Here is a 16836-nt window from a genome sequence, read left to right on the forward strand (position 1 = left end):
AGCGAATGTAAGCGCTTTTGTCAACGTCTGTTTGGTATGGATATTAGCTCAATATCATTATCAGCTCTAGCAATGAGTTGATCCTTGGCTTCGGTTTTTTCAGTTTTGTAAGGGTTGCTTAATTCCGTACCTCTTGATTTAGGCTCTTCTCTTGTGAATTGGAAGATAGAACCATAGTTACTTGAGATGTCCCAGTTAATTCGTTGGCTTTCTTTTTGCGTCAGAGTGATTGAGAGATGGTCTTTAGAAGTTAATTCCACCTTGCCGTGAACTTGGATATTTTCAGCGTGGAAGTGATGTTCTGTTGACTCTAGCTGACTATCTGTAAGGTCTGTATCAAAGATATTGATAATATTTGGGGTTGTAAGTTTACTGTTTTTGATACGACTTCCTTCGATTCGGAGGAGATAGCCGTTTGTATTGAGGGTCGCATTTTCAAGGCTAGCATTAGTTATACTGGTTTGACCGCGATTTGCTGAGATGTTGATCCCTTTTAGACTTCTTCCCTTTGGAACTTGGAGAATAACTTCATTAAAACGACTAGAGTAGCTACTTGCGATATGGAGAATCCTGCCAATTCCAGAAGAGAGAAATGGAGTTTCAGACAGTTTCTTATCAGTGAGGCTTAGAGTTTTGTCGTTTTGATTGGTGACAAGATCATGGTTAGCAGAAATAGATGGATGATAAGAAATGTGGATTTGATCATCGAAAGAGTCTGTGATGGTCAGCGCGTGTTGGTGGAGAGTTATCTCTAGATTTTCGACTTCCTTGCCAAAGGTCAGCTCTTCCATCCGACTATCATAGACAGGTTCCTTGGACATGGCAAGTAGGCTCTTGATACCGTCAGATTGGATACCTACAAAGAGCAGGATAAATCCGATAATAGTAGTCACCACACCAAAAATGAGAAATCCTTTTGTCCATTTACGCATGCTGATCACCTCTCTTTCCTTTTTTGAGAACAAATTGCACCAGGCGAACAATGAGTAGACCGAAGAAGCGAGCTACATAGGAAATACCTAGTAAGACTAGTGAAGAAGCACCGATAGCCAGTAAACCAGAACCAAAAATCAAGATAAAGGCTGATTTAGCTTGGGCGAGGACAGTGAAACTTTCAACTAAAAATAGGAATCCGCCGATGATACCAAGTATGGAAACTGCAAAGAAAGCCAGAATAACAGTCAAAGCAGCCACAAGGATTCCGAACAGAGCCACGAGGATGGCGATTCCCAGAGGAATACCTATGGGTGCTGCAAGGAGGGCTAACAAGGCGATATGCAAAATTTGTCGGTTATTTTTTTGAGCAGGCGCTTCATTGATTTTTTTGTCGAGAAGATTTGATAGAACTTCGTGGGCCGCTTCTTTGGGAGTTCCCAAGCTAGCGATGAGTTCTTCTTCTCCTTCGACTCCAGCATCGTCAAAGAGTTCCCTGAAATAGTCCATGGCTTCAATTTGGTCAGCCTGAGGCAGTTTTTTGAGATAGAGTTCTAGCTGAGTCAGGTATTCAGTTCTTGTCATGGCGGATACTCCCTTCTATGATGCCATTGATGGTGTCTGTATAAAGTGCCCATTCATCTTTTAGGGTCACGAGCTGTTCTATACCACCATTTGTCAAGGAGTAGTATTTGCGCATGCGACCTTGGAACTCTCTAGAATAGGTTGTCAGAAAGCTATTGCCCTCCAATTTTTTGAGAATGGGATAGAGTGTAGATTCTTTGATATTAGCGATCAGCTTAATGGTTTGGCTAATCTCATAACCATAAGAATCATCCTGCTCCAGTACGGCCAAGATGAGAAATTCAATCAAGGCAGAGGATGTTGGAAAGTACATGGGGAACCTCCTTTTCTAATGTGTAAGATTTTTATATATAATTTTTCTACACATACATTGTACATCTAAATGAAAGCCCTGTCAAGAGAAATGTATAAAATTTTTATATATAAAAAACTTCTAGGCAAAACTAGAAGTTTAGAGGATTTTATCAGCTCTGTCCACTGTAAAGAGGGCAACAGTCATCAGGATATCGACGAGTAAGAGGGCAGCTACAGCTGGCACCCAAGAGTGGAAAAGGTCAAAACTGTAACCAAAGAGGGTTGGCCCAAAGGCTGCTAGGATATAGCCTCCTGTTTGAGACAAACCAGACAATTGGGCAGTCTTTTCAGGGGCGCTTGTCTTGAGTGAAAAATTGACCATGAGATAGGGGAAGAGGGCGCTGGTTGCGGTTCCGATGAGGAGATGGATGGCAAGCCAGTAAAAGAAATTACCGACTGGGAAAAAGAGCATGGAAATGCCGACTACACCAGCCAGTGAAACTAGAGTGAGCATGAGCTGACGGTTGCGAGTTGACAAGCTGGTTGTCAGGCTTGGGATGGTCATTGAAAAAGGAATGCTAATCAGAGAGAAGATAGAGGTCAGTAAGCCAGCTTCGTGACTGGATAGGCCTGCATGGATGGCCATAGTAGGTAACCAAGTCATAGCAGTGTAAAAGAGCAAGGATTGAAAACCTGCAAAGACAATCACTGCCCAGACCTGTTTATTACGCATGACCTTTGTTTTGCTTTTCTGTTTGGTTTGAGGAGCCAGTTTGTGATTATAGCGGTGATTTGGGAGCCAGACCAAAAAAGTTGCTAGACAGAGCAAGGTGAGGAGGATGATCAATCCTTTCCAAGAACTGGCTTGTGTAATGGGTACAGCCAGATAGGAAGCCAGAGCTGTCGCAATCCCCATAGACGTCACATATAAGGTGGTCAGAAAACCAATTTTCTTTGGTTGATTGGCTTGGATAAGACTAGGAAGTAGCACATTGATGACTGCGATACTTGCCCCAACCATCAAGGTTCCTAGATAGAGGAGGGGCAGATTGATTAGTCGAATCAGAGAGCCAATGGTTAATAAGAAGAGGCTATAGGTAAAGAGATGCTCCAAGCCGATTTTCTGAGCCAGTCGGGTAGAAAATAGCGAGAAGAGGGTAAACATGAGGAGGGGAAGGCTGGTCAAAACACCAAGTGAACTAACTTCTACTCCCAGACCTTGCGAAATATCCCCCAAAATAATGGGTAAAACAGTAAAAGGAGTCCGCAAGGAAACACCAATCAAGATAATACCTGGAACAAAAAAAAGTGATTTCTTTTTCATATAATACCTCTTCTAACTGATTTTAATAACAGCTTATTTTAAGGCTTTTTCACTATAATGTCAAGTAAGGTTTCTGGCTTTCAAGATAAAAATGGGAAAGTCTTGAAAATTATGATAAAATAGTGGAAGGAAATCTATACATTGGAGAAAAACTGTGTCTGAAAAGCAAAAAATCAGCGTATTGATGTCGGTCTATATCAAGGAAAATCCGACATTTTTAAAGGATGCTATTGAGAGTGTTCAAAATCAGACCCTGAAACCGAGCGAGTTAGTTCTGGTTGAGGATGGGCCTTTGACACCTGAGCTCTATCAGGTATTAGACCAGGTGGAAGCCCAGTCTGAAATTCCAGTGAAACGCTGCCCTCTTGAGCAGAATCAAGGTTTGGGTCTGGCTCTTCGACAGGGTGTTTTGCAGTGTCAGTACGACATCATCGCTCGTATGGATACGGATGATATAGCTGTTCCAGACCGTTTTGAGAAACAGGTTCAGCTAATGGAGAAGGAGAAGCTCGACCTATTAGGTGGACATATTGCAGAGTTTATTGACAATCCTGATGAGATTGTTTCTTACCGTCGTGTTCCAACCCAGCATGCAGATATTGTAGCTTATCAAAGGATGAGAAGTGCCTTTAACCACATGACTGTCATGTTCAAGAAGGACATGGTTCTCAAGGCAGGCAACTATGAGGATGGCCTTTATATGGAGGATGACCTCCTCTGGCTCAATATGATTGCTGCAGGAGCTAAGACTGGAAATCTGGATCAAATCTTGTGTAGGGTTCGTGTCGGAGCAGGGATGTTTGAGCGTCGTGGGGGACTGCGTTACCTCAAACTCTATCGTCAAGCTCGTCAACGCATGCTGAAGCGAGGACAAATTTCTTACATGGAGTATGCCAAGAGTGTTGCCATTCAGATGATTGTTGCCCTTTGTCCCGGATTTGTCCGACAGTTTATTTTTATGAAACTGTTACGAAAAAGCAAGTAAAAGATTGTAGCAAATCGTAAACTAGAGAAAAAGTGTTATAATAACAATATAACTATTTGACTCTTTTAAGGAGGAGTAAATTTCTATGAATAAAAAACTCACAGATTATGTGATTGATCTGGTGGAAATTTTAAATAAACAACAAAAACAGGTTTTCTGGGGAATATTTGATATTTTGAGTATGGTGGTTTCCATCATTGTATCTTATATCTTATTCTACGGCTTGATTAATCCAGCACCTGTTGACTACATCATCTATACGAGTTTGGCCTTCCTGTTTTATCAATTGATGATTGCATTTTGGGGCTTGAACGCTAGTATTAGTCGTTACAGCAAGATTACGGATTTCATGAAAATCTTTTTTGGTGTGACTGCGAGCAGTGTTTTGTCATATAGTATCTGTTATGCCTTCTTGCCGCTCTTCTCCATCCGTTTTATCGTGCTCTTTATCTTGTTGAGTACTTTCTTGATTTTATTGCCACGTATTACTTGGCAGTTAATCTACTCTAAACGCAAAAAAGGAAGTGGTGATGGAGAACACCGTCGTACTTTCTTGATTGGTGCTGGTGATGGTGGTGCCCTCTTTATGGATAGTTATCAACATCCAACCAGTGAATTAGAACTTGTCGGTATTTTGGACAAGGATGCTAAGAAAAAGGGCCAAAAACTTGGTGGAATCCCTGTTTTGGGTTCATATGACAATCTGCCTGAATTAGCCAAACGCCATCAAATCGAGCGTGTCATCGTTGCGATTCCGTCACTTGATCCGTCAGAATATGAACGTATCTTGCAGATGTGTAATAAACTGGGAGTCAAATGTTACAAGATGCCTAAGGTTGAAACGGTTGTTCAGGGACTTCACCAAGCAGGTGGAGGCTTCCAGAAGATTGATATCACAGATCTTTTGGGCCGTCAGGAAATTCGTCTTGACGAATCGCGTCTGGGCGCAGAACTGACAGGTAAGACAATTTTAGTCACAGGTGCTGGAGGTTCAATCGGTTCTGAAATCTGTCGCCAAGTTAGCCGCTTTAATCCTGAACGCATCGTCTTGCTTGGCCATGGGGAAAACTCAGTCTACCTTATTTATCATGAATTGATTCGTACATTCCAAGGCATTGATTATGTACCAGTTATTGCCGATATTCAAGACTATGACCGTTTGTTGCAAGTCTTTGAACAGTACAAGCCAGCTATTGTTTATCATGCGGCTGCTCACAAGCACGTTCCTATGATGGAGCGCAATCCAAAAGAAGCCTTCAAAAACAATATTCGTGGAACTTACAATGTTGCTAAGGCTGTTGATGAAGCCAAAGTACCTAAGATGGTTATGATTTCGACAGATAAGGCGGTTAATCCACCAAATGTTATGGGAGCAACCAAGCGCGTGGCGGAGTTGATTGTCACTGGCTTTAACCAACGTAGCCAATCGACCTACTGTGCGGTTCGTTTTGGAAATGTTCTTGGTAGCCGTGGTAGTGTGATTCCAGTCTTTGAACGTCAGATTGCTGAAGGTGGTCCTGTAACGGTGACAGATTTCCGTATGACCCGTTACTTTATGACCATTCCAGAAGCTAGCCGTTTGGTTATCCATGCTGGTGCCTATGCCAAGGATGGGGAAGTCTTTATCCTTGATATGGGTAAACCAGTCAAGATTTATGACTTGGCCAAGAAAATGGTCCTTCTAAGTGGCCACACCGAAAGCGAAATTCCAATCGTTGAAGTTGGAATCCGCCCAGGCGAAAAACTTTACGAAGAACTCTTGGTATCAACCGAATTGGTTGATAACCAAGTTATGGATAAGATTTTCGTTGGTAAGGTTAATGTCATGCCTCTAGAAGCCATTAATCAAAAGATTGAAGAGTTCCGCACTCTTAGTGGAGATGAGTTGAAGCAAGCCATTATCGCCTTTGCCAATCAAACTACCCACGTTGAATAAAAAAGAAAAACGCATATTATCAGTTCATCGAAACCTTGGTAATATGCGTTTTGTTATGTAGAGACTTGCTCCATTTTCTGGCTCTTTGTCAACTGTAGTGGGTTGAATAAAAGCTAAGATCTAGAAAGGACGAAATTTGTCCTTTCTTTTTTGATATTGAGAGCGATAAAAATTCGTTTTTTGAAGTTTTCAAAGTTCCGAAATCCAAAGGCATTTCGTTTGATAAGTTTGATGAGATTATTGGTCGCTTCCAATTTTGCGTTGGAATAGGGTAACTGAAGGGCATTGACGATTTTCTCTTTGTCCTTTAGAAAGGTCTTAAAGATAGTCTGAAAAAGAGGATGAACCAGCTTAATATTGTCCTCAATGAGTCCGAAAAATTTATCTGCCTCCTTGTTCTGAAAGTGAAAGAGTAAGAGCTGATAGACATTGTAGTGGTGTTTCAAGTCTTCTGAATAGCTCAAAAGCTTGTCTAAAATCTCTTTATTGGTTAAGTGCATGCGAAAAGTAGGGCGATAAAATCGCTTATCACTCAGTTTACGGCTATCTTGTTGGATGAGTTTCCAGTAGCGCTTGGTAGCCTTGTATTCATGAGATTTTCGATGAAACTGATTCATGATTTGGACACGCATACGACTCATAGCACGGCTGAGATGTTGGACAATATGGAAACGATCCAACACGATTTTAGCGTTTGGAAAAAGCTGTTTAGCCAAGTCATAGTAAGGGCTAAACATATCCATCGTAATGATTTTCACCTGACAACGAACAGCTCGCTCGTAGCGCAGAAAGTGATTTCGGATGATAGCCTGTGTTCTGCCTTCAAGAACAGTGATGATGTTGAGATTATCAAAATCTTGTGCAATGAAACTCATCTTTCCCTTAGTAAAGGCATACTCGTCCCAGGACATAATCTCAGGAAGACGAGAAAAATCATGCTTAAAGTGGAAATCATTGAGCTTTCGAATGACAGTTGAAGTTGAAATGGAAAGCTGATGGGCAATATCGGTCATAGAAGTCTTTTCAATCAGCTTTTGCGCAATCTTTTGGTTGATAATACGAGGAATCTGATGATTCTTCTTGACGAGCGAGGTCTCGGCGACCATCACCTTCGAGCAATGATAGCACTTGAAACGACGCTTTTTCAGAAGAATTCTAGTAGGCCTACCAGTCGTTTTGAGGTAAGGAATCTTAGACGGTTTTTGAAAGTCATATTTTTTCATTTGACTTCCGCAATAAGGACAAGATGGAGCATCGTAGTCCAGTCTAGCGATGATTTCTTTGTGTTTATCCCTATTGATGATATCTATAAATTGGATATTAGGGTCTTTGATATCGAGTAGTTTTGTGATAAAATGTAATTGTTCCATATGAATCTTTCTAATGAGTTGTTTTGTCGCTTTTCATTATAGATCTTATGGGACTTTTTTTCTACAACAAAATAGGCTCCATAATATCCATAGGGGATTTACCCACTACAAATATTATAGAGCCCATTTTCTTCTGAAATAGGGTTGTAGCCCAGTCTATGTTATTGAAAATACTCCAAAACTTCTATGGGTTTGTGAGCGATAAAATCAGGATGATAGTTTAGCAAGTCTGCTTGCTCTCCAAATCCCCAAGTGACGGCCAATTTCTGAATGCCTGTTTCTTGAGCTCCAAGCATATCGAACTTGGTATCTCCGATGATGATGGATTGTTCCGGTGCTAGTTGATGTGTCTGCAAGGCGTGGCGAATGACATCTGCCTTATGGGGTGCTTTAGGGCTGGAACCATAAATGCCATCAAAGAAATGATAGATTCCCAAGTTTTTAGTCATGTCTTGAGCGGTTGGAGTATTCTTTGTAGTGGTGATATAAAGAGGGTAATTGCTCGATAACTTCTCAAGCAAGTCTACAATCTGAGGAAAGAGTTGAGCTTCATGGATGCCTTTCTCCTTATAGTAAGAACGGTATATCTGGACAGCCTCAGAAATTTGGTCTTTGGGAAGGCAGGTCGCAAAACTACTTTCGAGGGGCGGTCCCATAAAACCACGAATAGTTTTGGCATCAGGGCTAGGTACCCCCAACTCCTTAAAGGTATGGGTAAAGGCATTGTGAATCCCGATAGAACTGTCAACGAGGGTTCCATCCAGATCGAAAAAGATAGCTGTGATAGAGGTCATGGTTTCTCCTATTTTGATAAGTTATTCTCCGAAAATTTCTTTTTGGAGACGACGACCAGTAGGGGTGGCAGCGAGACCACCTTCAGCTGTTTCACGGAAGGCAGTTGGCATGCTTGCTCCTACTTGGTACATGGCATCGATAACTTCATCCACAGGAATTTTAGATTCGATACCTGCCAAGGCCATGTCTGCTGCGATGAAGGCAAAGCTAGCTCCCATAGCATTGCGCTTGACGCAGGGAACTTCGACCAAGCCGGCAACAGGGTCACAGATGAGGCCTAGCATATTTTTAATGACAAAGGCAATGGCCTGACTGGCCTGATAAGGTGTTCCACCGGCAGCTAGAGTCAAGGCTGCAGCACTCATAGCAGAGGCCGAACCAACCTCGGCCTGACAGCCACCTTCAGCCCCTGAGATAGAGGCATTGTTTGCGATGACTAGTCCAAAGGCACCAGCAGCAAAGAGGAAATCCAGCTGTTGCTCGTGGCTGAGGTCTAATTTTTCAATAGCAGCTGTTAGAACTGAGGGCAGACAGCCAGCACTTCCTGCGGTCGGAGTGGCACAAACCAAGCCCATTTTAGCATTGTGTTCATTGACTGCAATGGCATTTCGGGCAGCAGAGAGAATCGTGTAATCTGACAGAGTTTTTCCGTTTTTGATGTAGTGATCCAATTTGGCAGCATCTCCACCTGTCAGGCCACTACGAGATTTATTTTCATTGAGGCCAAGTTGGACAGAGGCTTTCATGACTTCTAGATTGCGTTCCATGAGAAGGAAGACTTCTTCACGTTCGCGACCGGTCAATTCAAACTCTGTTGTAATCATGAGTTCTGCGACATTTCCTTGAAAGTCCAGTTCTGCCTGCTCGACCAATTCTTTGATAGAATAAAACATGCTTCCTCCTATTTAAAGAAATTGACATTGTGGAGATGAGGGATTTTTCGAATTTCTTCGATGGCCTCATCACAGTTGCGACTGTCAACTTCGATAATCATAATAGCTTTTTCACCAGCTTTTTCACGAGTAACGTTCATCTGGGCGATATTGATATCATAGCGGGAAAGAGCCTCCGTAACAAGGGCAATCATACCTGGAATATCTTGATGAACGATGATGATCGTCGGTGTATTCATATTGAGAGAGACGGCAAATCCATTGAGTTCGGTTACCTGAATATTCCCTCCCCCGATAGAAATACCAGTCACGCTGATGGTCTTGTGAGCATTTTTGACGGTAATTTTAGTGGTGTTTGGGTGAGGGGCATTGCTGTCTTTCTGAATGGTCCAGACAATCTTGATGCCACGTTTGTGGGCAATTTCCAGGCTGTTTGGGATCTCAGGATCATCTGTATCCATGCCCAAAATACCTGCAACAAGGGCTAGGTCTGTTCCGTGACCACGATAGGTCTTGGCAAATGAGTTAAAAAGTTGGAATTCGACTTCTGTCGGAGTATCGTCAAAGATGGAAGAGACAATCTTACCAATACGAACAGCACCAGCGGTATGACTACTAGATGGGCCAATCATAACTGGTCCGATGATATCAAAGACAGATTGAAAACGAAGTGATTTCATCAGTTTCCCCTTATAAAAATTCTTATCTCTATTATATCAAAGAATGAAGGTCTTGGCTTTAATTGTGGATGAAAACCTTTTTACACTACAAATAGCATAAAAAAGCATCTTTTGTAACAAAAAATGGCTTATTTAGAGAAATAAAAAATAATTTTGTAATATTTCTACATAAAAGTGTCAAGAAACGGTAATATTTAAAGGGTATGATAGAACTATAGAAAGAAGGAGAATTTTCAAATATGAAATCAACAACTAAAAAGATTAAAACAACTCTTGCAGGAGTAGCTGCCTTGTTTGCAGTATTTGCTCCATCATTTGTATCTGCTCAAGAATCATCAACTTACACTGTTAAAGAAGGTGATACACTTTCAGAAATCGCTGAAACTCACAACACAACTGTTGAGAAATTGGCAGAAAACAACCACATCGACAACGTTCATTTGATTTATGTTGGTCAAGAGTTGGTTATCGATGGTCCTGTAGCACCTGTTGCAACACCAGCGCCAGCTACTTATGCGGCACCAGCTGCTCAAGATGAAACTGTTTCAGCTCCAGTAGCAGAAACTACAGAAGTAGTAGAAGAAGCAGCACCAGCTGCAAGCGCTCCTGTAGCAGAAGAAACTGTTGCTGCAGCAGAAACTTCAGCACCAGCTGCAACTGTAAGTGGATCTGAAGCAGAAGCTAAAGAATGGATTGCACAAAAAGAATCAGGTGGTAGCTATACAGCTACAAACGGCCAATACATTGGACGTTACCAATTGACAGATTCATACTTGAACGGTGACTACTCAGCTGAAAACCAAGAACGTGTAGCAGATGCTTACGTTGCAGGACGTTACGGTTCATGGTCAGCTGCTAAAAACTTCTGGCTTAACAACGGCTGGTATTAAGAAATAATGAACAGAATAATTTGAAAAAGTCGAGGAAATCCCTCGACTTTTTTATATTTCTTTCGGTTGATAATAGATCTCCACTTCTTTTTTGAGAAAGGCTAGAATGGAAGTTTCATCGGTCAGCTCTAGAAGGGAGAACCCTTTTTGGATAAGTTTAGCATCATCCCTACAAATCCCAATACGGGCATAGCAGATAGCAAGCATATCGTAGCTTTTCTTGTTCTTGGCATCCTCTAGTAAAGTATAGCAGATTTGTTGACACATGTTTCTGTCTTGATGATATAAGTAAATGGTGGAAAGGTTGAGTAGGATTGCCATTCGCAAGTCATATAAATGTTGGTAGTTTTTATAGACTTCCAAGCGTTGCAAGATTTTTTCAGTGATGAGATGGAGGTGTTCAATAGGAAAGCTGAAAAGGATGGTATTGAGGATTTTTAGGTCACTTTCATACCATGTATCTTGTTTTTCAATTTTTTCCCAAAGTTTTTTGACAGTTTGTTTCACTTGGTCTGACAGTTGCTCTGTACCATGTTGGCGAATATGAATGACAACTTCCAGCATATCCCTGATTTCTTCTATAGGCAGGTCGTGATGGGTCTTGAGATAGTTTTGGCATGTTTCAAAAAAATGAACTAGACCACTGCCACCAATGATGGAATTCATATTGAGATAAGTTTGCATGATTTCTGTCCGTTGGCTCGGCTGATAGAGATGGCAGATGTAGTCAAATTCTTCAAAACTCATATTCATTTGCCGAAGAAGAAAATCCATATTTTCATATTTAGGAGTTGCCTTACCACTTTCAATCTTTGATAGGCTGGTTCTTGATAGGACATCTCCGCAGACCTCTTCTTGGGTTAATCCTTTTGACTCACGTATTTCTTTATAGACCTTTCCAAAATCATAACGCATGATTTTCTCCTTTTAGTGAAAAAAGTTAACAAACAATAAAATCCTATTAAAAATATTGTATCATAGTAATATAAAAAGTAAAAAAGAAAGCTAAAATAAGTTTGGTGTAATTTTAATATGGGGTTAATGAGTACTATGATGTAGCTAGAAAAGGGGTGGAAAAATGTTTAAAAATAAGGAACTTTTTCGAGTAGTCATGATATTTGTGATAGGAATTATCCTAATTTTAATGACACCCGTCTTATTTAAAGTTATGATGGACCTATTTTCAAAATAAATAGGCTTCTGTTTTAGGCAGAGGTGTGAATCAGGAGGTTAAGCGATGAACTACAATTTAAAATATCTTTTATCAGGAATATTTGTCCTAGTCTTTATAGGTTTCCTAGTCTGGATGCGTTATGTTAATCAGAGGAAGGAAGAAGAGCATTCGGATGTGTCTTTTGAAGCGAGGTTAGATAGTGAAGTCAAGACCTTGTATAAACAACTAGGATTGGGTGAGGAGCCTCATTATTTCTTAGCCTATCGCTACCTACATCCTTGGTTTGATTTGGCGATTTTACCACCAACAGTTGAAATTTTCTTAACTAAAATAGCGCTGGTGATGGTAACTCCAGATGAACTGCTGATAAGAAATCTTGGAAATGGGATGACTTTCACAAGTGAGCATCATCGTGATTTGCGACAAGGACTTATCCGTATTCCAAAATCAGAGATGAAAGAATTTGAGATTCGCAACTGGAAAAGAGTTTTTGTATTGGGCGATTTTTTGACAATTAAAACAAACCAACATAGCTATTATTTACAGGTTAGAGATGATGGACTTCAAAAAGGAAGTCTTTCAACCAAACATTTCTCAGACTTAAAGAGACAAGATTTTCTCGGATTATTAACAGATAAAAGAACATTCTGATTGACAATTGCCCTAGTTGTTTATTTTAAACTTTACAAATAAGCTCTAAACACTAGAATCCCTTTAGAAAGGTAATTCCTATGAAAAATAAAATTTTAATCATTGTTTATCTTTCAGCCTCGCTGTTCATCAGTTTTGTAATCTTTTCACTTTTACATATTGATTTTAAATGGTGGATAACTCTGGCTATAAGTGCAGGATTTATTTACACCTACTTAAAATTTAGTAAAAAATAAAAATTACCTGCACCTATCTCACTTTCGTCTCTTCACGGGAGGTATCTCTATGAAAAAAATCAGTCATCTTTGTATGCTCTTGCTTTTGCTGTGTACTACGTTTTTTGTCCTGAATGTAAATGTTACACGTGAAATAGTGCGGATTCAGGAGATGGGCAAGACAACTTATTCATTTGACTTGTACTTGAAAGATGTCACTAAACCGACAGAAACTATTCTCCAGTTTTTTGAAGAGGTTGCAAGTCAAGACAAGGTCTCTATTATCAAAGTAGATAATGGCGATGAGGTGGTCAAGGCTGGTGTTTTTGATAAGGAAACCTTCCCCTATCAGGAGTTCGGTCTGACTTCTCTTGATTTTTCAAAGAATGAGAAGGGGGTCTACAGCAACCAGGATCTTCCCAATAATCTAGGAACCATTCCCACCTTTTTAAAGGTGAAACTCATTCGACTCCAGACCTTCCAATCCTATATTGAGGATAAATTCCATACTGTAAATGGACGCTACATGATTACCTCCAGCAAAGAGATAGATCGTGATACCATTCTACAAAAGTGGAGTGATTTTTTCCAGATAGATAAAACGATTTTATTAGAACCCACTTACCGAAGTCAGGTTGGAGTGCTAAATCAAGCTTTGTTACTATCTATCATTATCTTTATTTTGGCAATCTTGCTTGTGATTTTAATGACAGTTTATCAGCCGATGATGGAGATGAAACGAGTGGGGGTTCAAAAGTTACTTGGTTTTCAAAGCAGGGCGATTTTAGCTGGTTTTGTAAAGACTAATTTTTATCTTCTCTTGGGTGGAAGTCTTATCATTGACTTGGGACTATTTTTAGTGCTGGACTACAGACCAAAACTTCTGTTCCCAAGTTTACTCTTATCCCAATTTCTGCTTTTACAGTTGTATTTGTTCATCAGTTGGCTGACCTACCTGATGATTCAGAAAATGACAGTCAGTTCCATGTTGAAAGGTTTTTCATCTGTCAAACTTGGTCTTATCTTCAATTATGTGATGAAAATAGGGACAACTATTTTACTGACGGCCTTACTGATTGGGGTGGGCAGAAGTCTAGAACAAGAAAACAAAGAACTTGCTTATCAGCAACAGTGGGTAAGCCAAGGGAATTACTTGACTTTAGAAACCTTCCAACTCAATGATAACCTGTGGCAAGAAGAGCTAGCAGGGTCAGGGAAATCTACAGATTATTTCTACCAATTTTATCAAGACTTGCTAGCAAAAACACAAGTAAACTATGTGCGAAGTGCGAGTCTTCCTATCAAACCAGTCATCAAAGCTGAACAAGTACAGCAGTACCAACTGCCTGATGAGGTAGATGTTTACTATGCTAATAGCAATTTTCTAAAGAGCAAGGGATTCAAGTTACCTGATATCGGCACTAAAAAAGTTATTTTGATGCCAGCCAGTGATAAAGGACAAGAAGGTAAGAATCAGTTCTTGGGAAAATCCATAGCCTATCTTTCTATGAGGTATGAAGATCAGCAAAAGCAAAGGATAGAAGATATGGATGTAGAAATTGCCTACTATGAAGGAGATTGGTCTTTCTTCCCTTATAACAATGAGCGAAAGGAAAATCTCCATAATCCAATCATTAGTCTGGTAAATGATCAAGACATGATGTGGGAAGAAAAGACTCGCTTGTCAACGACAGGTTTAAACAACCCGATGAAAGTTGAAAATACAGAACAAAATCAAAAAGTGATTACGGAGTTAGTCGATAACTTATCTGATGGTAGCTATTTAAAATTTTCATCGATTCAAGCAATTCAAGAGGAGATGGTCGATACCTATCGGGATTCTGTTCGTAATTTTAACGTTCTGTTTGCCTTATTTGCTCTTCTCAGTATGATTGTCTCCTACTTTTTACTCGTTACTACTTTCTTGTTGAAGCGCAGGGATATCATTACCAAGAAGTTTATGGGGTGGAAACTGGTCGATCGCTACCGCGCTCTCTTAGTTCTGCTCTTGCTGGGCTATAGTCTCCCTCTTCTAGTCTTGATTTTCTTTGTCTATGCGCTTTTGCCACTCCTACTTTTTGCAGGTTTTACATGTTTGGATATACTATTTGTGCTAGTCTTGGCTTCTAGGATGGAGAAAAAAAGTCTAGTAGAGTTATTGAAAGGGGGCATCTTATGATTGAGTTGAAAAACATTACCAAAACCATTGGGGGAAAAGTGATTTTGGATAACTTATCTCTCAGGATTGATCAGGGGGATTTGGTAGCCATTGTTGGCAAGAGTGGTAGTGGTAAGTCGACCTTGTTAAATTTATTAGGTTTGATAGATGGTGATTATAGTGGACGGTATGAGATTTTTGGTCAGACAAATCTAGCAGTCAATTCTGCTAAGTCACAAACAATAATCCGTGAACATATCTCTTATCTGTTTCAAAATTTTGCCCTGATTGATGATGAAACGGTCGAGTACAATCTCATGCTGGCACTGAAATATGTGAAATTGTCTAAGAAAGACAAGCTCAAAAAGGTGGAAGAGATTTTAGAGAGAGTAGGTTTGTCATCTACGTTGCATCAAAAGGTTTCCGAGTTATCTGGTGGGGAGCAACAACGAATTGCAGTTGCTAGAGCCATCTTAAAACCCAGCCAGCTGATTTTAGCCGATGAACCTACAGGTTCGCTGGACCCTGAAAATAGAGATTTGGTCTTGAAGTTTCTCTTAGAGATGAATCGAGAAGGGAAAACAGTCATTATTGTGACCCACGATGCTTATGTAGCCCAACAATGTCATCGAATCATTGAATTGGGCGAGGGGAAATGAGTTAGCTCTGCTTATTTTGACTGACTGAATACTCATGTTTCCCCATAGATAAATAGCATAAATACTCCTAGGAATGACATTTTCATGTAGCATTTCTAGGTTTTTAAGGAACAACTTGGCCATGTCCTAGATAAACTGGCTCATCTCAAAGGTGTTTTATTAGACTTGGCGGAAAATCATGTGGAGACTATCATGCCGGGCTATACTCATCTGCAACATGCCCAGCCTATTAGTTTTGCCCACCACCTGATGGCTTACTACAATGTGTTTCAGAGAGACAGTGAGTGTTTTGAATTCAACCAGAAGCATACAGACCTATGCCCTCTAGGTACAGCAGCTTTGGCAGGGACGATTTTCTCCATTGATCACTACGTGACTAGTGATTTGTTGGAGTTTAAGCAACCGTATACAAATTCTTTGGATGCTGTTAGTGACCGCGATTTTATCTTAGAATTTCTGTCCAATGCCAGCATACTCATGATGCATATGAGCCGTTTTGGTGAAGAAATGATCAATTGGTGTAGCTTTGAGTACCAATTTATTACCTTGTCAGATACGTTTACAACAGGTTCCTCTATTATGCCCCAAAATAAAAATCCAGATATGGCTGAGTTGATTCGAGGAAAGACTGGTAGAGTTTATGGACATTTGTTTGGACTGTTGACAGTCATGAAGTCCTTGCCTTTAGCTTATAATAAGGATCTGCAAGAGAATAAGGAAGGAATGTTTGACACGGTCGAAACGATTTTAAATTCCCTCGATGTATTGGCAGGGAAAGGCTTGCCATTTAGAGAAGCTCATGAGGTTGTGGGAAGATTAGTGCTAGACTCTATCAAGCCTGCTAAAAATATTCAAGATTGGACTTCGGAGGAATTACAAACCTATCATTCTCTTATTTCCGAGGATATTTATGTCTACTTGCAACCTAAAACTGCTGTTCAAAGACGAAATTCTTTGGGAGGTACAGGATTTGACCAAGTGAAATACCAGATTGCAGTGGCTAAGAAAGCGAATGAAGATTTAAAAAGTTGATAAGCAGTAAAAATAAAGGCGCAAGCTTATTTTCATAATAAGGCAGTGTGAGCTTATTTTGTGATTTTTATCCGTTTTGTAATGATTTTTTGTCTACTATGTAGGATGAATATAAACTCAATTTCAGAAGAAATGAAGTAAATCTTTCCACAATAAACGCATATTATCAAGGTTTTTGTGTACTGACCCCCAAAAGTTAGATTTTTTCTGTCTAACTTTTAGGGTGCAGTTCATTGTCTACCTGATAATATGCGTTTTTCTG

15 protein-coding genes and 1 pseudogene are annotated in these 16836 nt (G+C 40.2%); 7 read left to right on the forward strand and 9 right to left on the reverse strand.

Annotation, left to right across the window (positions count from 1 at the left end):
- Positions 1-20: 20 nt before the first annotated feature.
- From ABKJ27_RS00600 to ABKJ27_RS00615, 4 genes are all read right to left on the reverse strand, one after another.
- On the reverse strand, positions 21-932 hold the full coding sequence (locus ABKJ27_RS00600; RefSeq protein ID WP_410011827.1) for a DUF4097 domain-containing protein: 912 nt from the start codon (positions 930-932) through the stop codon (positions 21-23).
- On the reverse strand, positions 925-1518 hold the full coding sequence (locus ABKJ27_RS00605) for a DUF1700 domain-containing protein (RefSeq protein WP_020902112.1): 594 nt from the start codon (positions 1516-1518) through the stop codon (positions 925-927). The genes ABKJ27_RS00600 and ABKJ27_RS00605 overlap by 8 nt, the downstream gene beginning before the upstream one ends.
- Positions 1505-1831: a PadR family transcriptional regulator gene (locus ABKJ27_RS00610; protein WP_000273858.1), complete on the reverse strand. Its 327-nt coding sequence runs from the start codon at positions 1829-1831 to the stop codon at positions 1505-1507. The genes ABKJ27_RS00605 and ABKJ27_RS00610 overlap by 14 nt, the downstream gene beginning before the upstream one ends.
- Before the next feature lie 138 nt (positions 1832-1969).
- The gene (locus ABKJ27_RS00615; protein ID WP_410011828.1) at positions 1970-3136 is read right to left on the reverse strand and encodes a CynX/NimT family MFS transporter; all 1167 of its coding nucleotides are present in this window, start codon (positions 3134-3136) and stop codon (positions 1970-1972) included.
- A 154-nt stretch (positions 3137-3290) separates the two neighbouring features.
- On the opposite strand from ABKJ27_RS00615, the gene ABKJ27_RS00620 reads away from it, so the two are divergent.
- Together ABKJ27_RS00620 and ABKJ27_RS00625 are read left to right on the forward strand one after the other, a co-directional pair.
- Positions 3291-4121: a glycosyltransferase gene (locus ABKJ27_RS00620; protein WP_410011829.1), complete on the forward strand. Its 831-nt coding sequence runs from the start codon at positions 3291-3293 to the stop codon at positions 4119-4121.
- A gap of 85 nt (positions 4122-4206) precedes the next feature.
- Positions 4207-6057 carry a polysaccharide biosynthesis protein gene (locus ABKJ27_RS00625; RefSeq protein ID WP_410011830.1) on the forward strand — a complete coding sequence of 617 codons (1851 nt, stop codon included), beginning with the start codon at positions 4207-4209 and terminating at the stop codon, positions 6055-6057.
- 113 nt (positions 6058-6170) lie between these two features.
- Here ABKJ27_RS00625 and ABKJ27_RS00630 read toward each other — a convergent pair whose 3' ends face one another.
- The 4 genes from ABKJ27_RS00630 to sdaAB form a co-directional block, all read right to left on the reverse strand.
- Positions 6171-7427 carry an ISL3 family transposase gene (locus ABKJ27_RS00630; protein ID WP_410011764.1) on the reverse strand — a complete coding sequence of 419 codons (1257 nt, stop codon included), beginning with the start codon at positions 7425-7427 and terminating at the stop codon, positions 6171-6173.
- 161 nt (positions 7428-7588) lie between these two features.
- A complete protein-coding gene (locus tag ABKJ27_RS00635) occupies positions 7589-8221 on the reverse strand; it encodes an HAD family hydrolase (protein WP_410011831.1) in 633 nt (210 codons plus the stop codon).
- A 21-nt stretch (positions 8222-8242) separates the two neighbouring features.
- Positions 8243-9115, reverse strand: coding sequence for an L-serine ammonia-lyase, iron-sulfur-dependent, subunit alpha (gene sdaAA / locus ABKJ27_RS00640; protein ID WP_000500050.1), 873 nt, complete (start codon positions 9113-9115; stop codon positions 8243-8245).
- Positions 9116-9123: 8 nt separating this feature from the next.
- Positions 9124-9795 carry an L-serine ammonia-lyase, iron-sulfur-dependent subunit beta gene (gene sdaAB, locus ABKJ27_RS00645; protein ID WP_000838909.1) on the reverse strand — a complete coding sequence of 224 codons (672 nt, stop codon included), beginning with the start codon at positions 9793-9795 and terminating at the stop codon, positions 9124-9126.
- Positions 9796-10034: 239 nt separating this feature from the next.
- Here sdaAB and ABKJ27_RS00650 point away from each other — a divergent pair, with 239 nt between their 5' ends.
- On the forward strand, positions 10035-10685 hold the full coding sequence (locus ABKJ27_RS00650; RefSeq protein WP_000843470.1) for a LysM peptidoglycan-binding domain-containing protein: 651 nt from the start codon (positions 10035-10037) through the stop codon (positions 10683-10685).
- 51 nt (positions 10686-10736) lie between these two features.
- On the opposite strand, the gene ABKJ27_RS00655 is transcribed toward ABKJ27_RS00650, so the two are convergent.
- Entirely contained in the window at positions 10737-11600 is an 864-nt protein-coding gene (locus ABKJ27_RS00655; RefSeq protein ID WP_410011832.1) for a helix-turn-helix domain-containing protein, read from the reverse strand.
- Positions 11601-11922: 322 nt separating this feature from the next.
- Here ABKJ27_RS00655 and ABKJ27_RS00660 point away from each other — a divergent pair, with 322 nt between their 5' ends.
- The 4 genes and pseudogenes from ABKJ27_RS00660 to argH form a co-directional block, all read left to right on the forward strand.
- Positions 11923-12510, forward strand: a complete 588-nt coding sequence (locus tag ABKJ27_RS00660) for a hypothetical protein (RefSeq protein WP_410011833.1) — start codon at positions 11923-11925, stop codon at positions 12508-12510.
- 285 nt (positions 12511-12795) lie between these two features.
- Positions 12796-14904 carry a bacteriocin-associated integral membrane family protein gene (locus tag ABKJ27_RS00665; RefSeq protein ID WP_410011834.1) on the forward strand — a complete coding sequence of 703 codons (2109 nt, stop codon included), beginning with the start codon at positions 12796-12798 and terminating at the stop codon, positions 14902-14904.
- Positions 14901-15542, forward strand: coding sequence for an ABC transporter ATP-binding protein (locus ABKJ27_RS00670; RefSeq protein WP_261043281.1), 642 nt, complete (start codon positions 14901-14903; stop codon positions 15540-15542). The genes ABKJ27_RS00665 and ABKJ27_RS00670 overlap by 4 nt, the downstream gene beginning before the upstream one ends.
- Positions 15543-15647: 105 nt before the next feature.
- A pseudogene (gene argH / locus ABKJ27_RS00675) lies at positions 15648-16574 on the forward strand (argininosuccinate lyase); the annotation flags it as partial.
- Between the last annotated feature and the right edge of the window lie 262 nt (positions 16575-16836).

This window comes from Streptococcus sp. KHUD_011 (assembly GCF_046352925.1).
Lineage (GTDB): Bacteria > Bacillota > Bacilli > Lactobacillales > Streptococcaceae > Streptococcus.

What these genes read in the sequence shown, in the direction of transcription:
- sdaAB (WP_000838909.1), bottom strand. Translation starts at nt 9,795, where the DNA reads ATGAAATCACTTCGTTTTCAATCTGTCTTTGATATCATCGGACCAGTT.
- ABKJ27_RS00655 (WP_410011832.1), bottom strand. Translation starts at nt 11,600, where the DNA reads ATGCGTTATGATTTTGGAAAGGTCTATAAAGAAATACGTGAGTCAAAA.
- ABKJ27_RS00600 (WP_410011827.1), bottom strand. Translation starts at nt 932, where the DNA reads ATGCGTAAATGGACAAAAGGATTTCTCATTTTTGGTGTGGTGACTACT.
- sdaAA (WP_000500050.1), bottom strand. Translation starts at nt 9,115, where the DNA reads ATGTTTTATTCTATCAAAGAATTGGTCGAGCAGGCAGAACTGGACTTT.
- ABKJ27_RS00615 (WP_410011828.1), bottom strand. Translation starts at nt 3,136, where the DNA reads ATGAAAAAGAAATCACTTTTTTTTGTTCCAGGTATTATCTTGATTGGT.
- ABKJ27_RS00650 (WP_000843470.1), top strand. Translation starts at nt 10,035, where the DNA reads ATGAAATCAACAACTAAAAAGATTAAAACAACTCTTGCAGGAGTAGCT.
- ABKJ27_RS00635 (WP_410011831.1), bottom strand. Translation starts at nt 8,221, where the DNA reads ATGACCTCTATCACAGCTATCTTTTTCGATCTGGATGGAACCCTCGTT.
- ABKJ27_RS00670 (WP_261043281.1), top strand. Translation starts at nt 14,901, where the DNA reads ATGATTGAGTTGAAAAACATTACCAAAACCATTGGGGGAAAAGTGATT.
- ABKJ27_RS00610 (WP_000273858.1), bottom strand. Translation starts at nt 1,831, where the DNA reads ATGTACTTTCCAACATCCTCTGCCTTGATTGAATTTCTCATCTTGGCC.
- ABKJ27_RS00625 (WP_410011830.1), top strand. Translation starts at nt 4,207, where the DNA reads ATGAATAAAAAACTCACAGATTATGTGATTGATCTGGTGGAAATTTTA.
- ABKJ27_RS00605 (WP_020902112.1), bottom strand. Translation starts at nt 1,518, where the DNA reads ATGACAAGAACTGAATACCTGACTCAGCTAGAACTCTATCTCAAAAAA.
- ABKJ27_RS00630 (WP_410011764.1), bottom strand. Translation starts at nt 7,427, where the DNA reads ATGGAACAATTACATTTTATCACAAAACTACTCGATATCAAAGACCCT.
- ABKJ27_RS00665 (WP_410011834.1), top strand. Translation starts at nt 12,796, where the DNA reads ATGAAAAAAATCAGTCATCTTTGTATGCTCTTGCTTTTGCTGTGTACT.
- ABKJ27_RS00660 (WP_410011833.1), top strand. Translation starts at nt 11,923, where the DNA reads ATGAACTACAATTTAAAATATCTTTTATCAGGAATATTTGTCCTAGTC.